19 protein-coding genes are annotated in these 19,767 nt (G+C 41.9%); 9 read left to right on the forward strand and 10 right to left on the reverse strand.

Annotated elements, in window-relative coordinates:
• Positions 1-8: 8 nt before the first annotated feature.
• Both ACPZ3T_RS27985 and ACPZ3T_RS27990 read right to left on the reverse strand, forming a co-directional pair.
• On the reverse strand, positions 9-1,898 hold the full coding sequence (locus ACPZ3T_RS27985; RefSeq protein ID WP_490277395.1) for a hypothetical protein: 1,890 nt from the start codon (positions 1,896-1,898) through the stop codon (positions 9-11).
• Between the two features lie 38 nt (positions 1,899-1,936).
• Positions 1,937-2,638 carry a hypothetical protein gene (locus ACPZ3T_RS27990; protein WP_490272690.1) on the reverse strand — a complete coding sequence of 234 codons (702 nt, stop codon included), beginning with the start codon at positions 2,636-2,638 and terminating at the stop codon, positions 1,937-1,939.
• 321 nt (positions 2,639-2,959) lie between these two features.
• Between ACPZ3T_RS27990 and ACPZ3T_RS27995 the strand changes: the two genes are divergently transcribed.
• Positions 2,960-3,220, forward strand: coding sequence for a hypothetical protein (locus ACPZ3T_RS27995; RefSeq protein WP_490272691.1), 261 nt, complete (start codon positions 2,960-2,962; stop codon positions 3,218-3,220).
• A 357-nt stretch (positions 3,221-3,577) separates the two neighbouring features.
• On the opposite strand, the gene mdh is transcribed toward ACPZ3T_RS27995, so the two are convergent.
• A complete protein-coding gene (gene mdh, locus ACPZ3T_RS28000; RefSeq protein WP_490272692.1) occupies positions 3,578-4,561 on the reverse strand; it encodes a malate dehydrogenase in 984 nt (327 codons plus the stop codon).
• Positions 4,562-4,724: 163 nt separating this feature from the next.
• On the opposite strand from mdh, the gene ACPZ3T_RS28005 reads away from it, so the two are divergent.
• Positions 4,725-4,940: an NAD(P)H-quinone oxidoreductase subunit O gene (locus ACPZ3T_RS28005; protein ID WP_490272693.1), complete on the forward strand. Its 216-nt coding sequence runs from the start codon at positions 4,725-4,727 to the stop codon at positions 4,938-4,940.
• Between the two features lie 165 nt (positions 4,941-5,105).
• Here ACPZ3T_RS28005 and ACPZ3T_RS28010 read toward each other — a convergent pair whose 3' ends face one another.
• From ACPZ3T_RS28010 to ACPZ3T_RS28025, 4 genes are all read right to left on the reverse strand, one after another.
• A complete protein-coding gene (locus ACPZ3T_RS28010; protein WP_490272694.1) occupies positions 5,106-6,014 on the reverse strand; it encodes a DNA-formamidopyrimidine glycosylase in 909 nt (302 codons plus the stop codon).
• Positions 6,015-6,431: 417 nt separating this feature from the next.
• The gene (locus tag ACPZ3T_RS28015; RefSeq protein ID WP_490272695.1) at positions 6,432-6,644 is read right to left on the reverse strand and encodes a photosystem I reaction center subunit IV; all 213 of its coding nucleotides are present in this window, start codon (positions 6,642-6,644) and stop codon (positions 6,432-6,434) included.
• A 95-nt stretch (positions 6,645-6,739) separates the two neighbouring features.
• On the reverse strand, positions 6,740-7,081 hold the full coding sequence (locus ACPZ3T_RS28020; RefSeq protein WP_490272696.1) for a hypothetical protein: 342 nt from the start codon (positions 7,079-7,081) through the stop codon (positions 6,740-6,742).
• A gap of 34 nt (positions 7,082-7,115) precedes the next feature.
• Complete coding sequence (locus tag ACPZ3T_RS28025; protein WP_490277396.1) at positions 7,116-7,700, reverse strand: PAP/fibrillin family protein; 585 nt, start codon at positions 7,698-7,700, stop codon at positions 7,116-7,118.
• 244 nt (positions 7,701-7,944) lie between these two features.
• On the opposite strand from ACPZ3T_RS28025, the gene ACPZ3T_RS28030 reads away from it, so the two are divergent.
• Positions 7,945-8,181, forward strand: coding sequence for a DUF3134 domain-containing protein (locus ACPZ3T_RS28030; RefSeq protein ID WP_490272697.1), 237 nt, complete (start codon positions 7,945-7,947; stop codon positions 8,179-8,181).
• Between the two features lie 77 nt (positions 8,182-8,258).
• A complete protein-coding gene (gene mraY, locus ACPZ3T_RS28035; protein WP_490272698.1) occupies positions 8,259-9,362 on the forward strand; it encodes a phospho-N-acetylmuramoyl-pentapeptide-transferase in 1,104 nt (367 codons plus the stop codon).
• 400 nt (positions 9,363-9,762) lie between these two features.
• Here the strand turns inward: mraY and ACPZ3T_RS28040 are convergent, their stop codons facing one another.
• The 3 genes from ACPZ3T_RS28040 to ACPZ3T_RS28050 form a co-directional block, all read right to left on the reverse strand.
• Positions 9,763-11,043, reverse strand: coding sequence for an O-antigen ligase domain-containing protein (locus ACPZ3T_RS28040; RefSeq protein WP_490272699.1), 1,281 nt, complete (start codon positions 11,041-11,043; stop codon positions 9,763-9,765).
• A 68-nt stretch (positions 11,044-11,111) separates the two neighbouring features.
• Positions 11,112-12,506 carry a GumC family protein gene (locus ACPZ3T_RS28045; protein ID WP_490272700.1) on the reverse strand — a complete coding sequence of 465 codons (1,395 nt, stop codon included), beginning with the start codon at positions 12,504-12,506 and terminating at the stop codon, positions 11,112-11,114.
• Positions 12,503-13,534 carry a polysaccharide biosynthesis/export family protein gene (locus ACPZ3T_RS28050; RefSeq protein ID WP_490272701.1) on the reverse strand — a complete coding sequence of 344 codons (1,032 nt, stop codon included), beginning with the start codon at positions 13,532-13,534 and terminating at the stop codon, positions 12,503-12,505. The genes ACPZ3T_RS28045 and ACPZ3T_RS28050 overlap by 4 nt, the downstream gene beginning before the upstream one ends.
• A 376-nt stretch (positions 13,535-13,910) precedes the next feature.
• On the opposite strand from ACPZ3T_RS28050, the gene ACPZ3T_RS28055 reads away from it, so the two are divergent.
• From ACPZ3T_RS28055 to ACPZ3T_RS28075, 5 genes are all read left to right on the forward strand, one after another.
• Complete coding sequence (locus tag ACPZ3T_RS28055) at positions 13,911-14,978, forward strand: polysaccharide pyruvyl transferase family protein (protein ID WP_490272702.1); 1,068 nt, start codon at positions 13,911-13,913, stop codon at positions 14,976-14,978.
• Between the two features lie 219 nt (positions 14,979-15,197).
• Positions 15,198-16,190: a glycosyltransferase family 4 protein gene (locus ACPZ3T_RS28060; protein WP_490272703.1), complete on the forward strand. Its 993-nt coding sequence runs from the start codon at positions 15,198-15,200 to the stop codon at positions 16,188-16,190.
• The gene (locus ACPZ3T_RS28065) at positions 16,187-17,464 is read left to right on the forward strand and encodes a lipopolysaccharide biosynthesis protein (RefSeq protein WP_490272704.1); all 1,278 of its coding nucleotides are present in this window, start codon (positions 16,187-16,189) and stop codon (positions 17,462-17,464) included. Before ACPZ3T_RS28060 ends, ACPZ3T_RS28065 begins: the two co-directional genes overlap by 4 nt.
• Positions 17,465-17,524: 60 nt before the next feature.
• Positions 17,525-18,508 carry a glycosyltransferase family 2 protein gene (locus tag ACPZ3T_RS28070; protein ID WP_490272705.1) on the forward strand — a complete coding sequence of 328 codons (984 nt, stop codon included), beginning with the start codon at positions 17,525-17,527 and terminating at the stop codon, positions 18,506-18,508.
• A 52-nt stretch (positions 18,509-18,560) separates the two neighbouring features.
• Complete coding sequence (locus ACPZ3T_RS28075; protein ID WP_490272706.1) at positions 18,561-19,592, forward strand: glycosyltransferase family 2 protein; 1,032 nt, start codon at positions 18,561-18,563, stop codon at positions 19,590-19,592.
• The last annotated feature ends 175 nt before the right edge of the window (positions 19,593-19,767 follow it).

The raw sequence follows: 19,767 nt of genomic DNA on the forward strand, positions 1-19,767 counted from the left end.
CTATGTATCTATAGGGTTAGTTCGATATTTTCATTCACAGCAACGCTTTGAGGTATTCTCATAGGCAACTCATCGTCAGTTAAGTTAGTAGGTTCTTGACCAGAAGGATCGCTTAGAATTTCTCGTATCAGAGGATTATTGATTGCTAGTTGTGTTGCATCAAAAAAATCAAATATCTGTTCGTCTGTGAGTTCGTAGCTTTCACTGTTATACCAAACAAAATAGATAGCTAAAAGAGGTTTAATGTCTTGGGTTTGCAAGCCTACCCACTCTCCACCCTTTTTTTCCAACAGGGTTTTCAAATGCTGTCTAGCTAATCTTGCATTTTGACTAATTATCTTTGAACGCACCAAGCAACCTCTAGTTAGGTTAAATGTTTTGTAATCAATTAGTCTTCCCAAGGCAGCACCTATAACCGTTCGGTCTTGCTGAACTACATCTACTCCGATCCTCACTTTTTTATTATTACCAATAATTTTGAAATCCATAAAGCCATTATTTGCTGCACTAGGCTGTATTTCTTCAATTGATTCAATTTTTACACCCTCTATAGTTTCACCTATTAAACTATTAAATGCCAACCAAAGAGTATCAGCAATTGTTGCTTCTTCTTCCATTAATGAATCAATGGAAGCCTCAACATTTACTAATTCACTATCGAAGTATGGTTTAACCGGATGTATTGTTGTAACACTAGTATTATTTCCCTCTACTTCTGGAGGCTTTTCAATAGCTACAAAATTTTCTGCACACCATTTTAGAACTGATCTAATAGTTGGCTTACCTTTACCTAATTCTCTGAGTTTAGCTTCGTCAAATGGGTAGAGAGGATGAGGAGGATTTTGATTATTTTCCTGATAAAATTCCTTTAACCATTGCTGAACGAGAACAACAATATCATCAGCATTTAGATATTTTAATTCAATGGGTTGTCTGTCAGATTGTTCACTAGCTAATCTATCCATTACTGCTTCAGCGTGTGGTAATGCCCTGATTTGGTCGTTCCATATCTCAGGATACATTGTTAGCAATAAAACACCTTGCTTGAGGCTGTTATATAAATCTTTTGTTAAATTGGCAATAATTTGACCTACTGTAAAACCTGTATCAGAAATATCTGTACTATCTAATTCATCAAAGCAAATCACCGGAACTCTATAATGACTCGTTATGTCTAATATCTGTCGTATATTACTTAATGCTTCAGCTTCTCTGTCTTCATTGTTAGGATTTGGTAAACCCATTACATCAGCTTGTGTTTGAGTTATTTCTAAGCCAGATAGCCAATAGGTTGCATAATGAGCGTGTGTTGTCGAGAGTGTCCACAAAATAGCTCTAATAATGTAAGGGTTATTAATTTCAGGCTTAATTTTTAAGACTGACTCTGTTAAAATGTCGATTGTTTTAGTTGAATATTTGCTTAACCAATTTGGATAAATACTACTAATGTATTGTTGTGGTGTATTGTTCCAACTTTTAGCCTCATTAATTAAAGCTGTAGCTATTTCTTGCCACTGCATCACCTCTTGACTGCCAGATGCTCTCAGACTAGAAGCAACAGTTTGCTGAAATTGATATTTAATTTGATTCAAGTTGTCATACTTGCTCATGTAAATGAATAATGTATTATCTTGTGATTGCAAGTAATGACGTATACGGCTAATAATATGACTTTTACCTAAACCTTTCTCAGCAGTTATTGTAATGCCTACAGTTTCACGCTTACCATTACGAATTTTTTCAACTGCATCAAACACTGCTTGAGACGCATGGGTATTAATAGATGGAACATCAGGATAACTTTTACCCCATATTTGCTGAGGTCTGACAACAATATGTCCTGCAAATGGGTTGTGATTTCTAATTAGTTCATCAATGGTAGACGTGGTAGCAATCATAATATGTTGAGGTTTATTTAGTGAGGAGTTTAGAAAATCTAGGCTTTGAGAAGTTTGGCGTAACAACGTAGTCCATCTAATACAGTAGAGATAGAATCTTCTATTTTGTCAGGTGCGCTATCTTCTACACTTCCGCCTTGCAACTGCAAAATATCATCAGCTTGCATTTCTAGTAGCCAATCATTAAACTCTGAACGACTCACCCGATCGCCTATTGTTCTCCTAATCCGATAAATTGGAACTAGATGATTGAAGTTGTATTCATAATTCAACTTGTCGTAGACTTCCAGCACCGTTGATTTAAACTCGTCGTAAGATGCGATGATTGCAACCTTATTACCCTGCTTCGATTCCTTATCTGAAGTAGCCTGAGAAATCCCTACACTATCTATCTGACGAATCCATTTCACCAACGCATTTGCAACTCGCGCTCCAATTTGATTGCCATCAAACTCAAAATTGCTGTTTTTTAAACCATCGCCAAGGATTTGCACACCTGTATCAGTCAGAGAAATCTTTGCTACTCTGTTTGTAGTGGTGATTGCGATCGCTCCATTAGCTTGTAATTCCTCAAAAACTGGCTGATAGTCTTTCGCTTTTTCATTTGTCCGTGTAACTCGCTTGGTGAGATCACTTTTTTTAACTTCTGTTTTTGCGCCTCCCAAATCCCACAACGCCAGCAGAGTCAGAGTTTTAGCTTGAGTTTCTCCGCCTTTTAATCCCGTATTTTTTGATACCATAAAAATAGTTCCATCACATAAAACTAGTATAATTTTGTTAACTACTTAAAAAGTCCCGTAAAAGTGCGGAAAGAAATATAGCAATTTTGACTAGTATGGGAAATTTCACCTGTTATTTTTCTATTAACCAATAGTTTATATTTCCCGCGATCGCTGATTATTTCTCTGCACATATAACCTAAATTAAAGTCTATTCCTGGGGAGCGATCGCAATGTATTTCAAAAGCAAGACGGAACACTAAAAAAATCGGTTCATCATAACAAAGGGTAAAGAGAAATTTTGGAAAAACCTACTTGCTATAATTCAGCGAGGAATAGATTATGGTGGGCGATTTTTTACGGAAAGCTCAGGATTTAATCGGTGGTTCAAGACGTGAAGAACGTGAGGAAGAAAGAGATTATCGGGAATACCGGGGACGCAGGGGGAGACGAAATAGCGAAGACCGCTATGATGATGAGGACGAGGAAGAATATGGTCGCCGCCGCACCCATGAAGACCGCTATGATGATGAAGACGAGGAAGAATATGGTGATGTCCGCCCTTCCCGCAGAGGCCGCCACGATGAGGATGATGACGAATAACTATTGAAAAAGTTTGTTGTAATTAACCTGAGTTTGATGGCCTCTCCCCAACCCCTCTCCGACGCGGAGAGGGGCTTAAATATCTTGAAAGGGCGACGATCCCCCTAAATCCCCCTTAAAAAGGGGGACTTTGATTTTGTTTCTTGTTTCCCCGTTTTTTAAGCTACGGTGTACACATAAGTCATTCGATCCCCCTAAATCCCCCTTAAAAAGGGGGACTTTGATTTTGTTTCTTGTTCCCCCCTTTTTTCAAGGGGGGTTAGGGGGGATCAAGCCACATTTTGCACTCAGCACAAAGATGTGTGTACACGGTAGCTTTTTAAGGGGGGATCAAAATCTTAACTGAACCCTATTGAATTATATCGAACTTGTAGCAGCTAAAATTTCTTGCGATCGCTCAATATTTTTCCTGACAGATTGAGCCGAAATATGTAAAGCTTCTCTTTCACTATCACTCAAATTCAATTCTAAAATACTCTCAATTCCACCACAACCTAAACGACAAGGAACACCAATCACCACATCTTTTAAACCATATTCACCTTGCAGATATGCAGCTACAGGTAACAACCGTGACTGATTCAATAAAATTGATTCCACCATCACACTAGTAGCGGAAGCTGGCGCGAAAAATGCCCCACCAGTCTGCATTAATTCTACAATTTCCGCGCCACCATTGCGGGTTCTCTCTACCAAGCGTTCAATTGTATCTGCATCTAATAATTCCGTAATGGGGACACCATTAACTGTGGCATGACGAGATAAAGGCAGCATCAAATCACCATGACTACCTAAAACCATCGCCTTAACATCAGCAGGTAATACCCCCAATTCCAAAGCGATAAAAGTTTCAAACCGTGCTGAGTCTAATACCCCAGCCATCCCCATAATTCTCTGGCGAGGTAAACCCGTGGCTTCCCAAGCTAGATAAGTCATCACATCCAAAGGATTGGTGACTACGATAAAAATAGCATTGGGAGAATAGGCGATCGCATTCTTGGCCGCTTTAACAACAATCTTGGCATTAGTTTTAAGTAACTCATCCCGACTCATCCCAGGTTTGCGGGGAAATCCAGCCGTAATCACCACAATTTGCGAACCAGCCGTATCAGCATAATCATTTGTGCCAAGAATCTCACGATTATGTAATTCCAAACCCCTAGCTTCCAATAAATCCAGTGCCAAACCTTGGGGCATTCCTTCAACAATATCTAATAAAACCACATCTGCGAGATTTTTCTCAGCAATCCGTTGGGCTAACGTACTACCAACCCTACCAGCACCGATAATAGAGACGCGCGGTAGACGACACACAATTGGCGAATCAAAAGAATACAACATAAACTCAAGTACAAATGCAACCTGTATACCACCCAGGTTAACAAGTCGTAATTCGTAATTGGTAATAGCCTGCGGCTAGGCTAACACCTCCTATCCCCAATCCCCTAATCCCCTATAATCTTTTGTAATAAATTAAGAATGTCCAAATTTGAGAGGGGAACTTATGGCCATTAAAAAAGGAAATATGGCGCGGGCTATTCGTGAGAAGTTGGAAAATAGTGTAGAGGCTAAAGCTAGTGATACTCGTTTTCCGGCGTATTTGTTTGAAACTAAAGGTGAAGTTGTTGAAATTAAAGGTGATTATGCCCTGGTGATGTTTGGACAAGTACCAACACCCAATATTTGGTTAAAATTAGACCAACTCGAAACATTTGAGTAAAACCTAAAGACTACTTAAAATTCATTGAATGTAGGTTGGGTTAAGCGCAGCGAAACCCAACACGAATCTCACCGTACCTACATCCTTAATCAATTACGAATTACGTAGCTTGCTTCTCGCTTTGCGAGTATTACGTAGCTTGCTTCCGCGTAGCGGTATTACGAATTACATCTGGCACTGAGGACAAAAATGGCTGGATCTTCCAGCTAACTTAATTCGCTGAATAACTTCCCCACAAACTCTACAGGGTTCTCCCCCACGGTTGTAAACCCAGGCGACACCGCCATAGTTACCATTGATCCCCTTAACATTCAAGAAATTGCTAAAAGTTGTGCCGCCAGCCGCAATACTGGTTTCCAACACTTCAATAATTGCGGTTCGCAACGGTTCAATTTGCTGTAACTTTAAATCTGCACAGAGAGTTTGAGGCAATATCCCACTTTTAAATAATGCTTCATCAGCGTAAATATTACCCAATCCAGCCACGACTGATTGATCTAAGAGTGCGGTTTTAATTGGACGACGGCGATTATCTAGCTTATCGGCTAAATACTCAACGGTAAACTCTGGTGAAAAGGGATCAGCCGCCAGTTTACCTAAACCAGTGATGACACTTTCTACCGCTACCCCAGGCTGAACCCACCACATTTGTCCGAAAGTACGCTGATCAACAAACCGTAATTCCTGTTGATTCTCAAAAAAGATTCTTACTCTTGTGTGCTTGTGTAGTGGTTCATCTTGCTTTAACCATAGTAATTGACCAGTCATCCGCAAATGAACCCCCAGCCAATCACCAAAGGGAGAGGAAGTAGACACAGTAGAAAGTTCTTCAAACATTCTTCCTTGTCCCCCTTTATCCTCTGGGAAAGATTGACACAATTCAGCCAGGAGATACTTACCGCGACGTTGCCAATTAGTTATGGCTTTACCTGCGATCGCATTTACAAACTCATCTACAGAAAAAGGGTGAGCGATGGTACGATTGAGCAACACATCCCCACCCGTGATTTTGCGATCTAGGGTTAATTGATTCAAACCCCGACGCACTGTTTCAACTTCAGGCAATTCAGGCATTTAAGCTTATTCAGCAAGCAATTTGATTTATTTATGGGGATCAGAAAACAGATTAATTATATAGATGTTATCTTTGCCCAAACTCAGAAAAATAATCCGCAAATACCCCCAGGTGTCTGCTGATTTAGTAAGGTAGTCTGGGGTCAAGATTGAGAAAATTATAATTTTTATTCCTCAAGTATCTATATTTTACCCTTGACTTCATGATCCCAGTGAAGTACCGCGACTTATTTTGCTGTAATTGGGGCTACCAACCACAGCAAATAACAAGGGCGGTATAAGCTCACAGTCTGACTTGCTGCCAGGGGTAGCTAAGTTATTGAACTGTGTGCAGTGGAAAGCCTTAATTCCCTCCTCCCAGATTAGGGAATAGAGAATTAAGGCAATTGTTCAGTCAATCCCTCAAGGCTGGGCTACTTATTTTTTAGCTTTAGCCTTGGGTGCTTCAACTTCTAGCAGTTCATCAACAGCAAAGTTGTTGGTGTTGATGCCGGAGTAATTTACCTTATCAAAGCGCACAATTACAGGGTATTTGATGCCGCTTTGATCTACTGAAGCTACAGTTCCAACATCTTGAAACCAGTAGGATTCAGGGCGAAGAATACGTACTTTAGAACCACGTTGTACCATGATTATTTTCCCTTTTTAGTTATCAATCGCCATTTATGTAGGGCTAATTGATTTCACTCTACAACTTGAAGGTCGTTACTAGAGGGTTTGTTAAGTTATTTATCTGATTTGGGCATGGGGAATGGGGAATGGGGAATGGGGAATGGGGAATGGGGAATAGGGAATAGGGCATTGGGCATTGGGCATTGGGCATTGGGCATTGGGCATTGGGCATTAGAACAAAAATCTACCTTGTTCCCCTTGTCTCCCTTGTCTCCCTTGTCTCCCTTGTCTCCCTTGTCTCCCTGTCCCCTGCCCCCTGCTCCCCTGCCCCCCTGCCCCCCTGCCCCCCTGCCCCCTGCCCAACTACCAATCTCTACCTTTAGTTGCTTATATGTCCCCAAGGACAAATCTAGTATGGTATCAAAACCCCCTTGACAAAGTGGCAACAATGGCATAACTTCGTTCGCAAACACATTTTTAAGGAAAATCTTATGTTTTGCTCAAAACAAACACACTACCCTCGTTACCCCTGCCAATGCGGAGATTTTCGTCGATGTAGGTGATATCTAACCAGCCTTGTTGTGTCTCACTCTTGATAGGTACATCCAAAGCCGTAAATTTTTTACCTGCAACAATTTGTTGGATAAAATTCTCTGGAGAAGTGTATCCTATTAAACGTTGTAACCCAACGATAGAACGCTGAAATTTTACTTGCACACGCCGCTCTGAAACTGGCTCAAATTTCGCAGCGACACTGACTAATCCTTCGAGATAAGGTAAGCCATAAATCTCGGCGATGTTGTAAACACTGGCAGTTTCTACCCGAATACACTGATAAATTTGCCCAAGTTTATAGATTGGTAGGCGATCTATGTTCAAGAGAGCCTTACTAGTAGTGTAAAGTAACCGCCAATTGCCTTCTAAGAGGTTGGCAGACTCTAATGGACGCGGTGTAGGGTTGAGGTCTTCTAAAGTGGCGATCGCTGCTAAGATAGCCTGCTTTTGTGATTCACTTGCAAGTAACCCTCGATTGGTCGGAGCGATCGCATTTAAGAGAGCCGCTTTTTTGATCATCACCCATGTCCTCAAAAAACTATCAGGATTAAAGCCACATTAAATTGATATTAATGTCCTATGTATGAAGCCGGAAAAATTACTCAGAATCAATCGTCAATTGCTTTATCACTATTAAATAAAATATTTTCCTTAACTTGCGGATTTATTCAGCCGAGAGTTGAAGAAATAACTAAATTATCGCGTCTCAAGTGATAGACTTCTTAATGTCTAGTTACATAAGCTTTTTTGCCTATTAGTCTATATGTTAAATTCTCCCCTACGTGAAGAACCTCGGAATCAGCGTGCGGCTGTCATCCCCCTCAAGCAAGAGTCTTCTTTATTGGATTGGCTACAAGCCAACGGTAGAATCATAGCGCGCGATGTTCAAGAACCTAATTTTCAAGATGAAGAAGAAGAAATCTCAGAATTTCTGGGTGGAGATGACGGCATTGACTACCTCGATGATGATGACGACGATATCAGTCTAGATGAAGATTAATCTTGAGATGGACTGAAATTTCCGAAAACTTGTTCAGTTAAGCAGTTTTATTAAGTGTGGAGTGAAGGGAAGGTTTTGTGGACGCTAAATTATCTCCAAACCAAGGATTGAATTTTTCTGGCATCGGTCTAGCTTCTGGTTTAGCCACTGGACTAGGTATAGCAGCCGTAACTTTAGATTGGTTGGCAAACAGAACCCCTTGGCAGGGTATGTCTTTAACTCTGCCTTTGTTAACGTCTGCCATCATGTCAGCAGTGGTAGGTTATTTTGTAGTTCCTATGCTACAAAGACTGAAAGCCGGGCAAATTATCCGCGAAGACGGTCCCCAAGCCCACTTAAAGAAAGCGGGTACACCAACGATGGGGGGGATATTTTTCATCCCTGTAGCGGTGATAGTTGCTTGTGTTTGGTCTAATTTTGCTCCCCAAGTGCTTGCTGTCTCCGCATTAACTCTCAGCTATGGTTTAATAGGCTGGATTGACGATTGGCAAATTCTCCGCCGCAAGTCTAATAAAGGCATCTCTCCCCGGATGAAGTTGTTGCTGCAAATTGGGTTTGCGTTCGCTTTTTGTCTGTGGCTGATGTTTAATCAACCAGCTAACATTACAAGTATTGCATTACCGTGGGTGAGTTTTGCCCTACCTTTAGGATTCTTATTCTGGCCTTTAGCTGGGTTTGTATTGGTAGCAGAAAGTAATGCCACTAATTTAACTGACGGTATTGATGGTTTAGCCGGTGGGACAGTAGCGATCGCCTTGTTAGCATTAGGTGCTATAGTTGCTCCTAATTCCCCCGAATTAATGGTTTTCTGTACAGCTTTAAGCGGTGGTTGTTTAGGCTTCTTGGCACACAACCGCAACCCCGCCCGTGTATTTATGGGAGATACTGGTTCTCTAGCTTTGGGTGGTGGTTTAGCCGCAGTAGCGTTGTTAACTAACACCCTGGTAGCGTTATTTATTCTCAGTGGCATCTTCTTTGTAGAAACTCTATCTGTAATGGCACAGGTAAGTTATTACAAAGCCACCAAAGGCCCCGATGGCAAAGGCAAACGTCTGTTTAAAATGGCCCCTCTACATCATCATTTAGAATTATCTGGTTGGTCAGAATTGCAAGTAGTTGGCGTGTTTTACATTATCGCTGCAATTTTAGCGACAATTTGTTTAGCGATCGCTCCTTTTTAAATCTTTTTAAATAACCGTAAAAATTGAACCCCACTTTCTATAAGAAGGTGGGGTTATTCTATTCCAGTCGTGTCACGTCGCTTCCCCAAAGGGGTAGACTCCAAATTCAAAATTAAATACAACAGATTCGATCTTTATGAGTAGATACGTAGTGGACTAAAATATGGCAATAGATGTAGGTTGGGTTGAAGGCAGTGAAACCCAACATGAACTCGGAAAGTAAACATAAATATTGGTGTTGGGTTTCCTTACGTCAACCCAACCTACAATTTTTTTGCAACATTTAAGGCTAGACACGCCACTACATATACTGTAATTACGAATTAAACAGCTTGCTTCCGCGTAGCGGAATTACGAATTACGAATTACGAATTACGAATTACGAATTACGAATTACGAATTACGAATTATTCTTAGAACCAATACCCATGACTATTAATCCTTGCCAGTATAGGTAGACTAAAATCTCTAAATTTTCGCCAAAAGTATAAAGAAATAGAATCATTAAAATACTCAAGCCAACTTTAGCGGCGGGACGGTTGGGATCTAAGGACTTAATTAACAAATCAACGAAACTTAAAGCCATTGGTACAGCTAAAGCGATAAACCCGACAATTCCTTTAACAAACAATACACCTGCCCAAGTATGGTGAGAACCTATAGGCATATATTCCACTAGGTGCGGACCAGCTTCAACTACCCCATGTCCCCAAATTGGGGCTTCAGTATGCCAACGATAAACAGCAATTCGTTTTAAAGCCATCCGTACCCGTGTTGAACCTGCTCGTGCAGCCTTAAAACCGTCCCAAAAATTATTAAAAGCCAGAATAATCGATGGTGAGAAAATCCCCCCCAAGTAACTAATGATTCCTAGTCCAATCAGGATCATGGGGCGAGTCAGTCCAGATAACACCGTTGTCAGTAAGGGAATCGCTACAATACAAACTTGAGCCATGCGAGACTTACAAACGAAGCACATCAGGATAGATCCGATTAAGCCAAACCACCGCCATCTTTGATTTTTTTCTTGCAACGCCAGCATAAAATTCACATTGCCGACAAAACCTAAAGCTGGCCCCCAAGGAGTAAATAGCCGCCAACGCAAATCACCTGTACTACCATCAATTTCATAGAGAGGGACATCAAAAAATTCATTACCCGGCCCCCCTACTGCTTTTAATGGTGAGACATATAAGATTTGGGGCAAGTGCAGCATGGGAGTTAACAATAAAAAAGGGGTAATCATGAGGGTATGAAAACCAACAACACAAACAGCCCGATAAATCAGTTGTGGGCGAATTTTTAAACAACCAGCCAAGGGATAAAGAGCCAATGCAGCCCAACCTTTAGCCCAACCAATGGAAGACTTAATAATTAAACTAGTTGGTAGGTTGTAGTCCATATGTCCAGCTACTAAGGCTACTTCCATCGCCAACATCCCTGCAATCCATACCCAGATAGACCAGGGAATAGAAATTTTCTCCTCTGGTGGAGTGTCTTTTGTTTGTGCCAGGATTTTAATTAAGAGAAATACTAGCAGTATCCAACACAAAACAGACCCCACCACGTACAGTCCACCAAAAACCCAAATAACATAAGTGTTAGCGATCGCCCACCATATCACTTTTTCCGGGACATTCTCCGGCTGAATATCATCCTCTAACTTAAAAAATTTTTTCATCCCTCATCACTCACCACTCAGCACTCATTACTCAGCACTCATTACTCATTACTCATTACTCACCACTCTCAAGACAACCACTTAGCCAGCTTATCTATCCAAGGTTTGCGAATCCACAGGATTAAAAGACCAATGGTAGAAAAAACTGAACCAGCCGCCGCCCCAGCTAAAATCAAGCCCTTTTTAGGGGCTGTGGGGTCTTCTGGTAAACTAGGTTCCATTGCCAACTGCACTAGAGGATAAGCTGCAAAAACATCTCCTTGGCCTAAATCTAATTTCGTCAGCGTGGAAGCAAAGACAGCTTCAGCAATCTGTTGATCTCGCTTCAAATTTTCTAAGGTCGATTGTCGTTGAGATAAAGTATTTAAACGCCTCTCTAGGCGAGCAATTTCGGAGTCCAAAGCTTTAATTTGACCGATGAGTCCCTTTTGATCAGATTGGTAAACTATTAAACTTTGAAATAATGTATCCCGGCCAGAGCCATTAACAGCTAAAGTTAACCGTGTGAGTATATCGGCAGTCAGTCGTTTACCTGTAAGGAATTGACTACGCTCTAACAGGGCAATCCAAGCAGCCTCACGACGTTTAGTTTCTTTAATAACTTGGGGATGATTATCACCATACTTAGTCATTAAAACTTCTAAGGTTGTCGTAGCTTCACTGTAGTCCTTGAGGTTTTTTTGAAAGATTTGGTCTGCATGGAGTAAAAAGGCATCGGCTGCTTGTTGGGGAGTCAGTCCTAAATCTTGAATCAGCTGCTGCATTCGTTTGCTGGTAAGTTGTTCTTGTGCCGTAGCTTCTGCACGCTGTCGCCGCAACTGCTCAATATTAGAAGAAAGATTACCCACTTGATCAGGAAAACTCAAGCCAGAACTGACTTTATATTCCGAAAGCCGTTTCTGAGATTCTTCAAGTTTCTTTTGGGCGGAAAGCAAGATTTTTTCGGTTGGTTGACCACGCTGGCTAATTTCCTCAGCCCGTAAAGCATTGATGCGATTCACCATTGCTTGATAGAGAGCCAAAGATTTCAGGCGGGCATCTTCTGGACTTTTGCCTGTCACCTCAAATAACATCATCGTGGTGTTGTCTAACAATTTGATCCGGGGTTTGAATGACTCATCTGGCATTTTAGCGATCGCAGCTGCTGCCTTTAATACTGGCTCACTGGTAAAAATATACTCATAATTAGCTCTAGCATCGAAAGTAGAACTACTTAACCCAGAAGCACTAGAAGAAGAAGCCTGACCAATTTCTGGGAGGTTAACGTTCACGCCAAAACTCGCCCCTGTTAAAATCAGTGCAAACTCGCTGGTGTAGGTTGGTTTCGTCACTTTTAAATACTGGATTGATGAACCCCAGATCAGCACATTACCCAACACACTCAGAACTCCATAACGCAACCATCGGGCTTTTATAAGACCGATAATCATTGCTAGGGGAAAAATCAAGCGTCGTTGTGTCATCTGAATATGCTTCGCAGAATTGAGATAGGGTTAAGAATGGTTTGGAGGACATCCCGAACTTCCACTACTTTCGAGTCATAGCAGGCGACAACATCATTGGCCATTAAAAAGGGATTATTAGCATCATTATTAGACTTATCCATGAGAAGTCTGTTGACACTGCGCTCTATGTAAGTAGTGTTGCCAGTTAATTGTTCAGTTCTCACCAGAATGGCTTTACGTGCTGCATTCGTTCCTCGTGTTCCTCCCGCACAGTTAGCCGCAGCCACCGCATGGGAGAAACGCGCACCATAGGCAAAAGATGAGCCATCATTACCGACAGCAGAGGGAGCATTGCCTGTAGCTGGTACACTTAAATTCGACAGAAAGACTTTCACCCCAGTGGGGGTAATTGGTGAAGGACGCACTAACTCATTGTGCATCTTGCCAGAATCGGGAACGATAATGCGATCGCCTGCAATCAGAGGGATATCTGCAAAGGGTTCACCTGTCAAAATCCCAGATAAGTCTACAATCCGGGTTTCTGTATCGCGGATTAATTGAATGTTCTTAATATCAGCATTGGGTTTGACTCCACCCGCATCGCGGATAGCCTTTGCCAAGTAACGGTTAGGGGGATATTGTCCCGCCACAGCTACAGGGGGTTGTGTTTTCTCAGCTGGGGAGAGTTCGTTAATGAATACCCGTCCCGGTAAAAACGTCGCCCCACTCACAAACACTTCCACCGCAGCCCACTGCACCACCCTCACATTTACTTGCACAAACGAGGGTTTAAAAAAAGCCCCATCAATCAAAGCTCTCGTCAGATTTTCCTCAACTTGCTTGGGTTCTAACCCCACCACAGGTAAAGGAGATAAATAGGGAATTTCCAAGTCTCCCTCTAAATTAACCTCAAAAATCCCACTAAACTCCTCACCTTCAGGAATGATGATCTTAACGCGATCGCCTGGAGATAAAGGTAAAGCCCAACTAGGCGTTGTCCAACTCAGAATTATCAATATGGTATGGAGTATTAGATATTTCAACATAAACCCTGAACTATGAATTATATAAGATGATAAAAATTTCTTTGCATCTAGTTAAAATTACTGAGATTAAACCCTACTATTAAACTATACGAAATGTAAAAAATCTAAACCGTATAAATTTAAAATTAGAATACCTTTTGTTCAATTTAACTAATTAGCAAAGCATATATATTTTGCTTGTAAAGCGTGAAAACACTGACCAAATAACACCACCATTTATCGCCTATCAGTGATTTTGCCCTGAGATTAATTAAAGCGTTTTTAAGTATTAAAAAAGAAAAAAATTATACTATCAATTCTGATCAAGAAAAAAAGCCTTGTATAAGGAAATTATACGAATGAGCAAATAAGACACTGATAACTGATAACTGATTTAATGAAACTCACTATTGGTTTGGTAAATACCTATTCCACCTTAAATATTGGTGATGCAGCAATTTACAGTGCCTTAACTGCCCTAGCAGCTGATGCTCAAGTTGTCGCTAAATTCCAAGACTCAGAACCAGAGTACATTCCGGGTTTACAGATTGTGTCACAGTTACCACGCTGTGATGGTTATATCAGTGTAGGCGGCGATATATTCAACAATGCCCGTGAATATTTAATTACCAAAGCCTTCATACAGAATTTACTACAACTACAGCGATCGCCCCAAAAAACATTTTTATTTGGGCAATCAATACCGCGCTCCTGTCATGGCTTAAGTTTTCAGGCCTTAGCATTTTGTTTGCGACGGTTAGCTGCTGTGTGCGTCCGAGATGCCCAAAGCCATCAACGTTTAACCCAAGCTGGAGTTTCAGCCATTTTATCCTTTGATGTAGCCTTCAGCCTCTCAGTCAGTGAACTAGCCAAACAAACAGCCAGAGAAATCTTTCAAACACAGGAGATTCAACCAGAAACAGCCGCCTTAATTTCCCTCCGCGCCTTTGACTCCATGTATAGCCATGACAATCAAAAATTTCAACAGCAATTAATTACCCTCAGTCGCAACTGCCAACAAAAAGGATATCAACCCGTATTACTAATTCAATCTAGAGCCTACGGAGCAGATAACGACTTAGCAGTAGCAGAACAAATTGCCCAACAAGTTCCAGGAGTCAAAATTTTCAACCCCTTTGGAGTAACTAATACACTACCCACATGGCAACTAGTCATGGGTGCATTAGCCATTAGTCGTTTAATAATTGCCATTCGTTATCACACAGCCGTATTAGCCCTAGCAAGCGGCAGAATCCCCTTTAACTTGTATTACTCAAACAAAGGAAAAGACCTAACCCAACGCTTAGAAATTCCCGGATGTAACCTCAAAGAGTTTAACCCAGACATATATATGAATGCGATCGCCGCCACCGCCACCGCCACCTTCGATCATCAAACAATTCGCCAACAAGTCCAACAAGACTTCCACCAATGCTATAAACAAGCACTACAAAACTCAAAATAATGCCGTGTGCAACTTTCTCTCAAACCTAACCCCCAACCCCTTCCCTACAAGGGAAGGGGAGCAAGAATCAAAGCCTCTCTCCTTGCAGGGGAGAGGTACTCTGGCGAGAAGCCGCTCCGCGTCTTTGGAGAGGGGTTTCAAAAATAAGTTGCACATCGCGTAAAATAACTCCTCTTTCTTCCTTTGCGTCTTTGCGCCTTTGCGCGAACCCACACCAAAATGAAACCAAAAATTTACCACCTCATAGGCGGTCAAGGCATGGGCTGGACAGGCGGAATCAAAGCCACCCTAACCAGCTTAGAAAACTCCCACCTATCCCAAAAATTTGACTTTTCCATAGCCCCCCTATCAGAAGTTTCCACCCTACCATCCAAAGCAGACGTAATCATAGTTCACGCCCCTTCATCCTGGCGAAACCTGATACCCCTATGGAATCTCAAATTTACCGCCAAAGTCATCATTAACGAACATCATTACTCAGCCGGCTTTGAACCTTGGAATGTCCCCGCAGTTCCCCGATTTCATCGGATGCTAAAACTAGCTTACGGAATGTGCGATCGCGTCATTGCCATTTCCCAAGGACAACAGCAGTGGATGCTCAAAAACCGATTACTACCTGCTGAAAAAATCGCCCTCATTCAGTCCTCCAGAATCATCGATCACTTTTTAAACGTTCCCCTCAAACCCAGACTTACAGAACAACCATTTATCATTGGTGCGTATGGAAGATTCTGTTTACAAAAAGGCTTTGATATCTTAATTGATGCCGTCAAACAACTATCCAACCCTAAAATTATCGTCCGTATAGGTGGGGGAGGACAAGAGGAAACCCAACTCAAACAACTAGCCGCTAATTGTCCTCAGATTGAATTTGTCGGACGCATTGATGATGTACCCGCTTTTTTAAGTCAATGTGATGCAGTAGTCATTCCCTCCCGTTGGGAAGCTTGGGGTAACGTCTGCTTAGAAGCTAGAGCAGCAGGTAAACCGATTATTGCCTCGGCGGTGGATGGTTTGAGTGAGCAACTTCCAGGCTGTGGCATACTCATTCCACCAGGAAATCCAGTAGCACTCGCCAAAGCAATTCAGGAATTAGTCGATTTACCTGCATCGGAATTAGCCCAGATGGGAGAAACAGGAAAAGCTTCCGCCATCAACGCTTGGAATAACTATTTATCTAACTGGCAAAGATTGCTAGAGGCGGTGACATGAAAGCGATCGCTAAAATTTTAGCAGTCTTCAAACAAGACCGCTTTGTCCGTAATATTGGCTGGATGGGGGCTTCGGAATTAGTCATCCGCGTATTTCGCCTGTTTACTACAGTCATTCTGGCGCGGTTTCTCAGTGCGGAAGATTATGGACTCGCCGCCATTGTCCTGACTACTTACGAATTTATTCGCGTCTTTACCCGTAACGGTATAGCCGACAAAATCGTCCAAGCCGATGCTAGCGAGGTAGAAGAGTTATGTCGTACCGCCTTCGGGTTGAATTGGGTAATTGCTGGGGTGTTATTTACGGTGCAGTGTTTAGCATCATTAGCGATCGCGCAATTTTACAGTAACTCGAACTTAATTTTACCGATTTGTTTGATTGCGATTACATATCTGATTTACCCTCTGGCAATGGTGCAAACAGCCTTAATCAGAAGGGAAAACAAGCTGAATATTTTGGCTTTGATTAGTTCTGTGCAAGTATCCACAGATAACGTCTTAACAGCGATATTTTCCCTTTCTGGTTGGGGAATGTGGGCGATTATTCTACCGAAGTTTTTGGTAGCCCCCATCTGGATTATTCTCACCTTTAAATATCATCCCTGGCGCATGACTCAATCTCTCACCTTCGCTAAATGGCGACAGATTACGTCTTTCGCTACGCGGATTCTTGGTGTCGAATTACTCACTATCTTTCGAGAAAATATAGATTATCTATTAATCGGTCGGTTTGTTGGTTTGGAAGCTTTAGGTGTTTATTATTTTGCATTTAATGCCGGATTAGGCATGAGTTTAAGTGTAATAAATGCTATACGGGTATCGTTGTTTTCCGACCTGTGCAACCTCAACTCTCAGCCTGTGTTATTTGCCCAACGCTATCTGCAAAGTCTGCGAAAAATCGCCTTTATGATTGTGCCTTTAGTTGTATTGCAATCGAGTTTAGCACCGTTCTACATTCCCCTAGTATTTGGGCAGAAATGGGTAGAACGGGGAGCAGTGCCGATTTTAATGTTGATTTGTTGTTCGGCCTTATCCCGTCCCTTTGCTGATGCTGCTTCTTTGATGTTCCGAGCTTTTGGACAACCACAAATTGAATTGCGTTGGAATCTGATGTTTACGGTGTGTTTGGCTAGTGGGATTTGGGTAGGGACGCAATGGGGGATTTTAGGAGCTGCGATCGCAGTTATGGCAACCCATTTAATTCTGCAACCAATTTACACCATTTGGGCAACTCACCACACCTTCAATAATTCAAAATTCAAAATTCAAACCTAACTATCTTAATTACGAATTACGAATTACGAATTACGAATTAGTCTTAGAGGAGGGGAAGGGATGATAATTAGTAAGCCAATGGTATCGGTAGTTATACCTGCTTATAATGCGGCTGAGTTTTTAGGGGCGGCGATCGCTTCTGTACAACAACAGACTTTTGCTGATTGGGAGTTATTGATCATTAATGATGGATCTACTGATGACACTGTAGCAATTATCGAAGAATATCAAAAAATAGATGAGCGTATTCATCTAATCAATCAACCCAATCAGGGTGTTTCTACTGCCCGCAATCTGGGAGTAGAAAAAAGTCGCGGTGAAATCCTGGCTTTTCTCGATGCTGATGATCAGTGGCTACCAAATAAGCTCTACCAACACCTGAAGCATTTTGAATCCTATCCCCGCTTAGGGGTGAGTTTTTCTCAGGTGGAAATCCTAAATCAAACGGGTGAACCAACTGGACAAGTTTCTAGTTCCCGTTTAAGTAATTTAAAACCAGAATATTTCCTTTCGGAAAACCCTACAACTACAACTTCTAATTGGGTGGTGCGTCGGGAAGTCTTTCAGCAGGTGGGAGGCTTTTGTGATGACATGAGTTTCTCTGAGGATTTGGAGTGGTTGTTGCGAGTCAGTTGTACTGATTGGGAAATTGCAGGTATCAATCAGGTTTTGACTCGATATCGCACTAGTTCTGGTGGGCTTTCATCTCATTTATATCGCATGGAAGCAGGTTGGAATCAACTTGTGGATAAGGCGAGAGTTTATGCACCTGCGTTAGTTGAGCGTCATTTTGCTTTGGCTCAGGCTTTGCATCTGCGTTATTTGGCTCGTCGTGCTTTTCGTCTGCGGCTACCTGCAAATGTGGGGGTTGATTTTATGAGTCGTGCTTTGCGTTCTGATTGGCGGTTGTTGGTTTATGAGCCTCGCCGGAGTTTTTTAACTTTGGGGGCGGTGTTGGGGGTTTGGTTGATGGAGGGGATTTTGTTCGCGCATTCGCGGAGCGTCCCGAAGGGAAGGCGCAAAGACGCAAAGGGTGAGATTTGAGAAGAGTTTAGTTTGTAGTCAGGACTTTAGTCCTCATGAGATTTAAAAATATATGTGTAAGATATCTGTGATTATTCCGGTTTATAATTCTGCGGGTTCTGTGGCTGAGACGTTACGATCTGTTTTGGCGCAGACATATAAGGATTTTGAAATCATTATTGTTGATGATGGTTGTACGGATCAGAGTATTGAAATTTGTCGCCAGTTTGATGATCCTCGGATGAAATTTGTTCATCAACTCAATCGGGGTTTGGCTGGGGCGAGAAATACGGGGATTCGTCACGCGCAAGGGGAATATTTAGCTTTTATTGATAGTGATGATTTGTGGCTACCGGAGAAGTTGGAGAAACACGTTGAACATTTGGAGCGATCGCCTCATGTGGGTGTGAGTTTTTCTCGTTCTCGTTTGATTGATGAACAGAGTCAACCTCTGGGAATTTATCAAATGCCTAAGTTAACTGATATTACTCCAGAATATCTGTTCTGTCGCAATCCTATTAGTAATGGTTCTTCGGTGGTGATTCGCAGAGATGTTTTAACTGAGATTAGGTTTGAGGAGAATTTATACGGTGAGGTAGAAGACTTTTATTTTGACGATCGCTTTCGTCAATCTGAAGATATTGAATGCTGGCTGAGAATTGCTCTGCAAACAAACTGGAAAATTGAAGGTATCGCCGAAGCTTTGACTCTTTATCGGGTAAATATGGGCGGTTTATCAGCGAATATTTTCAAGCAATATGAATCTTGGGAAAGAATTTTAGTTAAAACCCAAGCTTATAATCCTGAATTTATCAAAAATTGGGGTAATAAGGCAAGAGCCTATCAACTACGATATTTAGCCAGGAGAGCAATTAGACAGCGATCGCCACAAATAGCTGTGAGTCTACTACACCAAGCTATAAAAATACATTGGCGCATCCTCTTAGAAGAACCTCGTCGCACATTAATCTCTTGCGTTGCTGCATATCTACTCTGGTTTTTACCCCAATCTCTTTATCAGTGGTTAGAAAAATTAATCATGCAAATCACCGGCTCAACTCAACAACGACGCATCCGGTATGAACAAGTTAACAGTGCCGAGTGAGGGTGTAGGGGAGGTAGGGAAGGGAGACAAGGGAAGGGAGACAAGGTAGACAAGGGGGACAAGGTAGACAAGGAAGCATGATTCCCCAATGCCCCATGCCCCATGCCCCAATGCCCCATGCCCCATTCCCAATGCCCAATGCCCAATGCCCAATGCCCAATGCCCCATTCCCCAT

The sequence above is a fragment of the Aliinostoc maniaoense genome, from assembly GCF_058172895.1.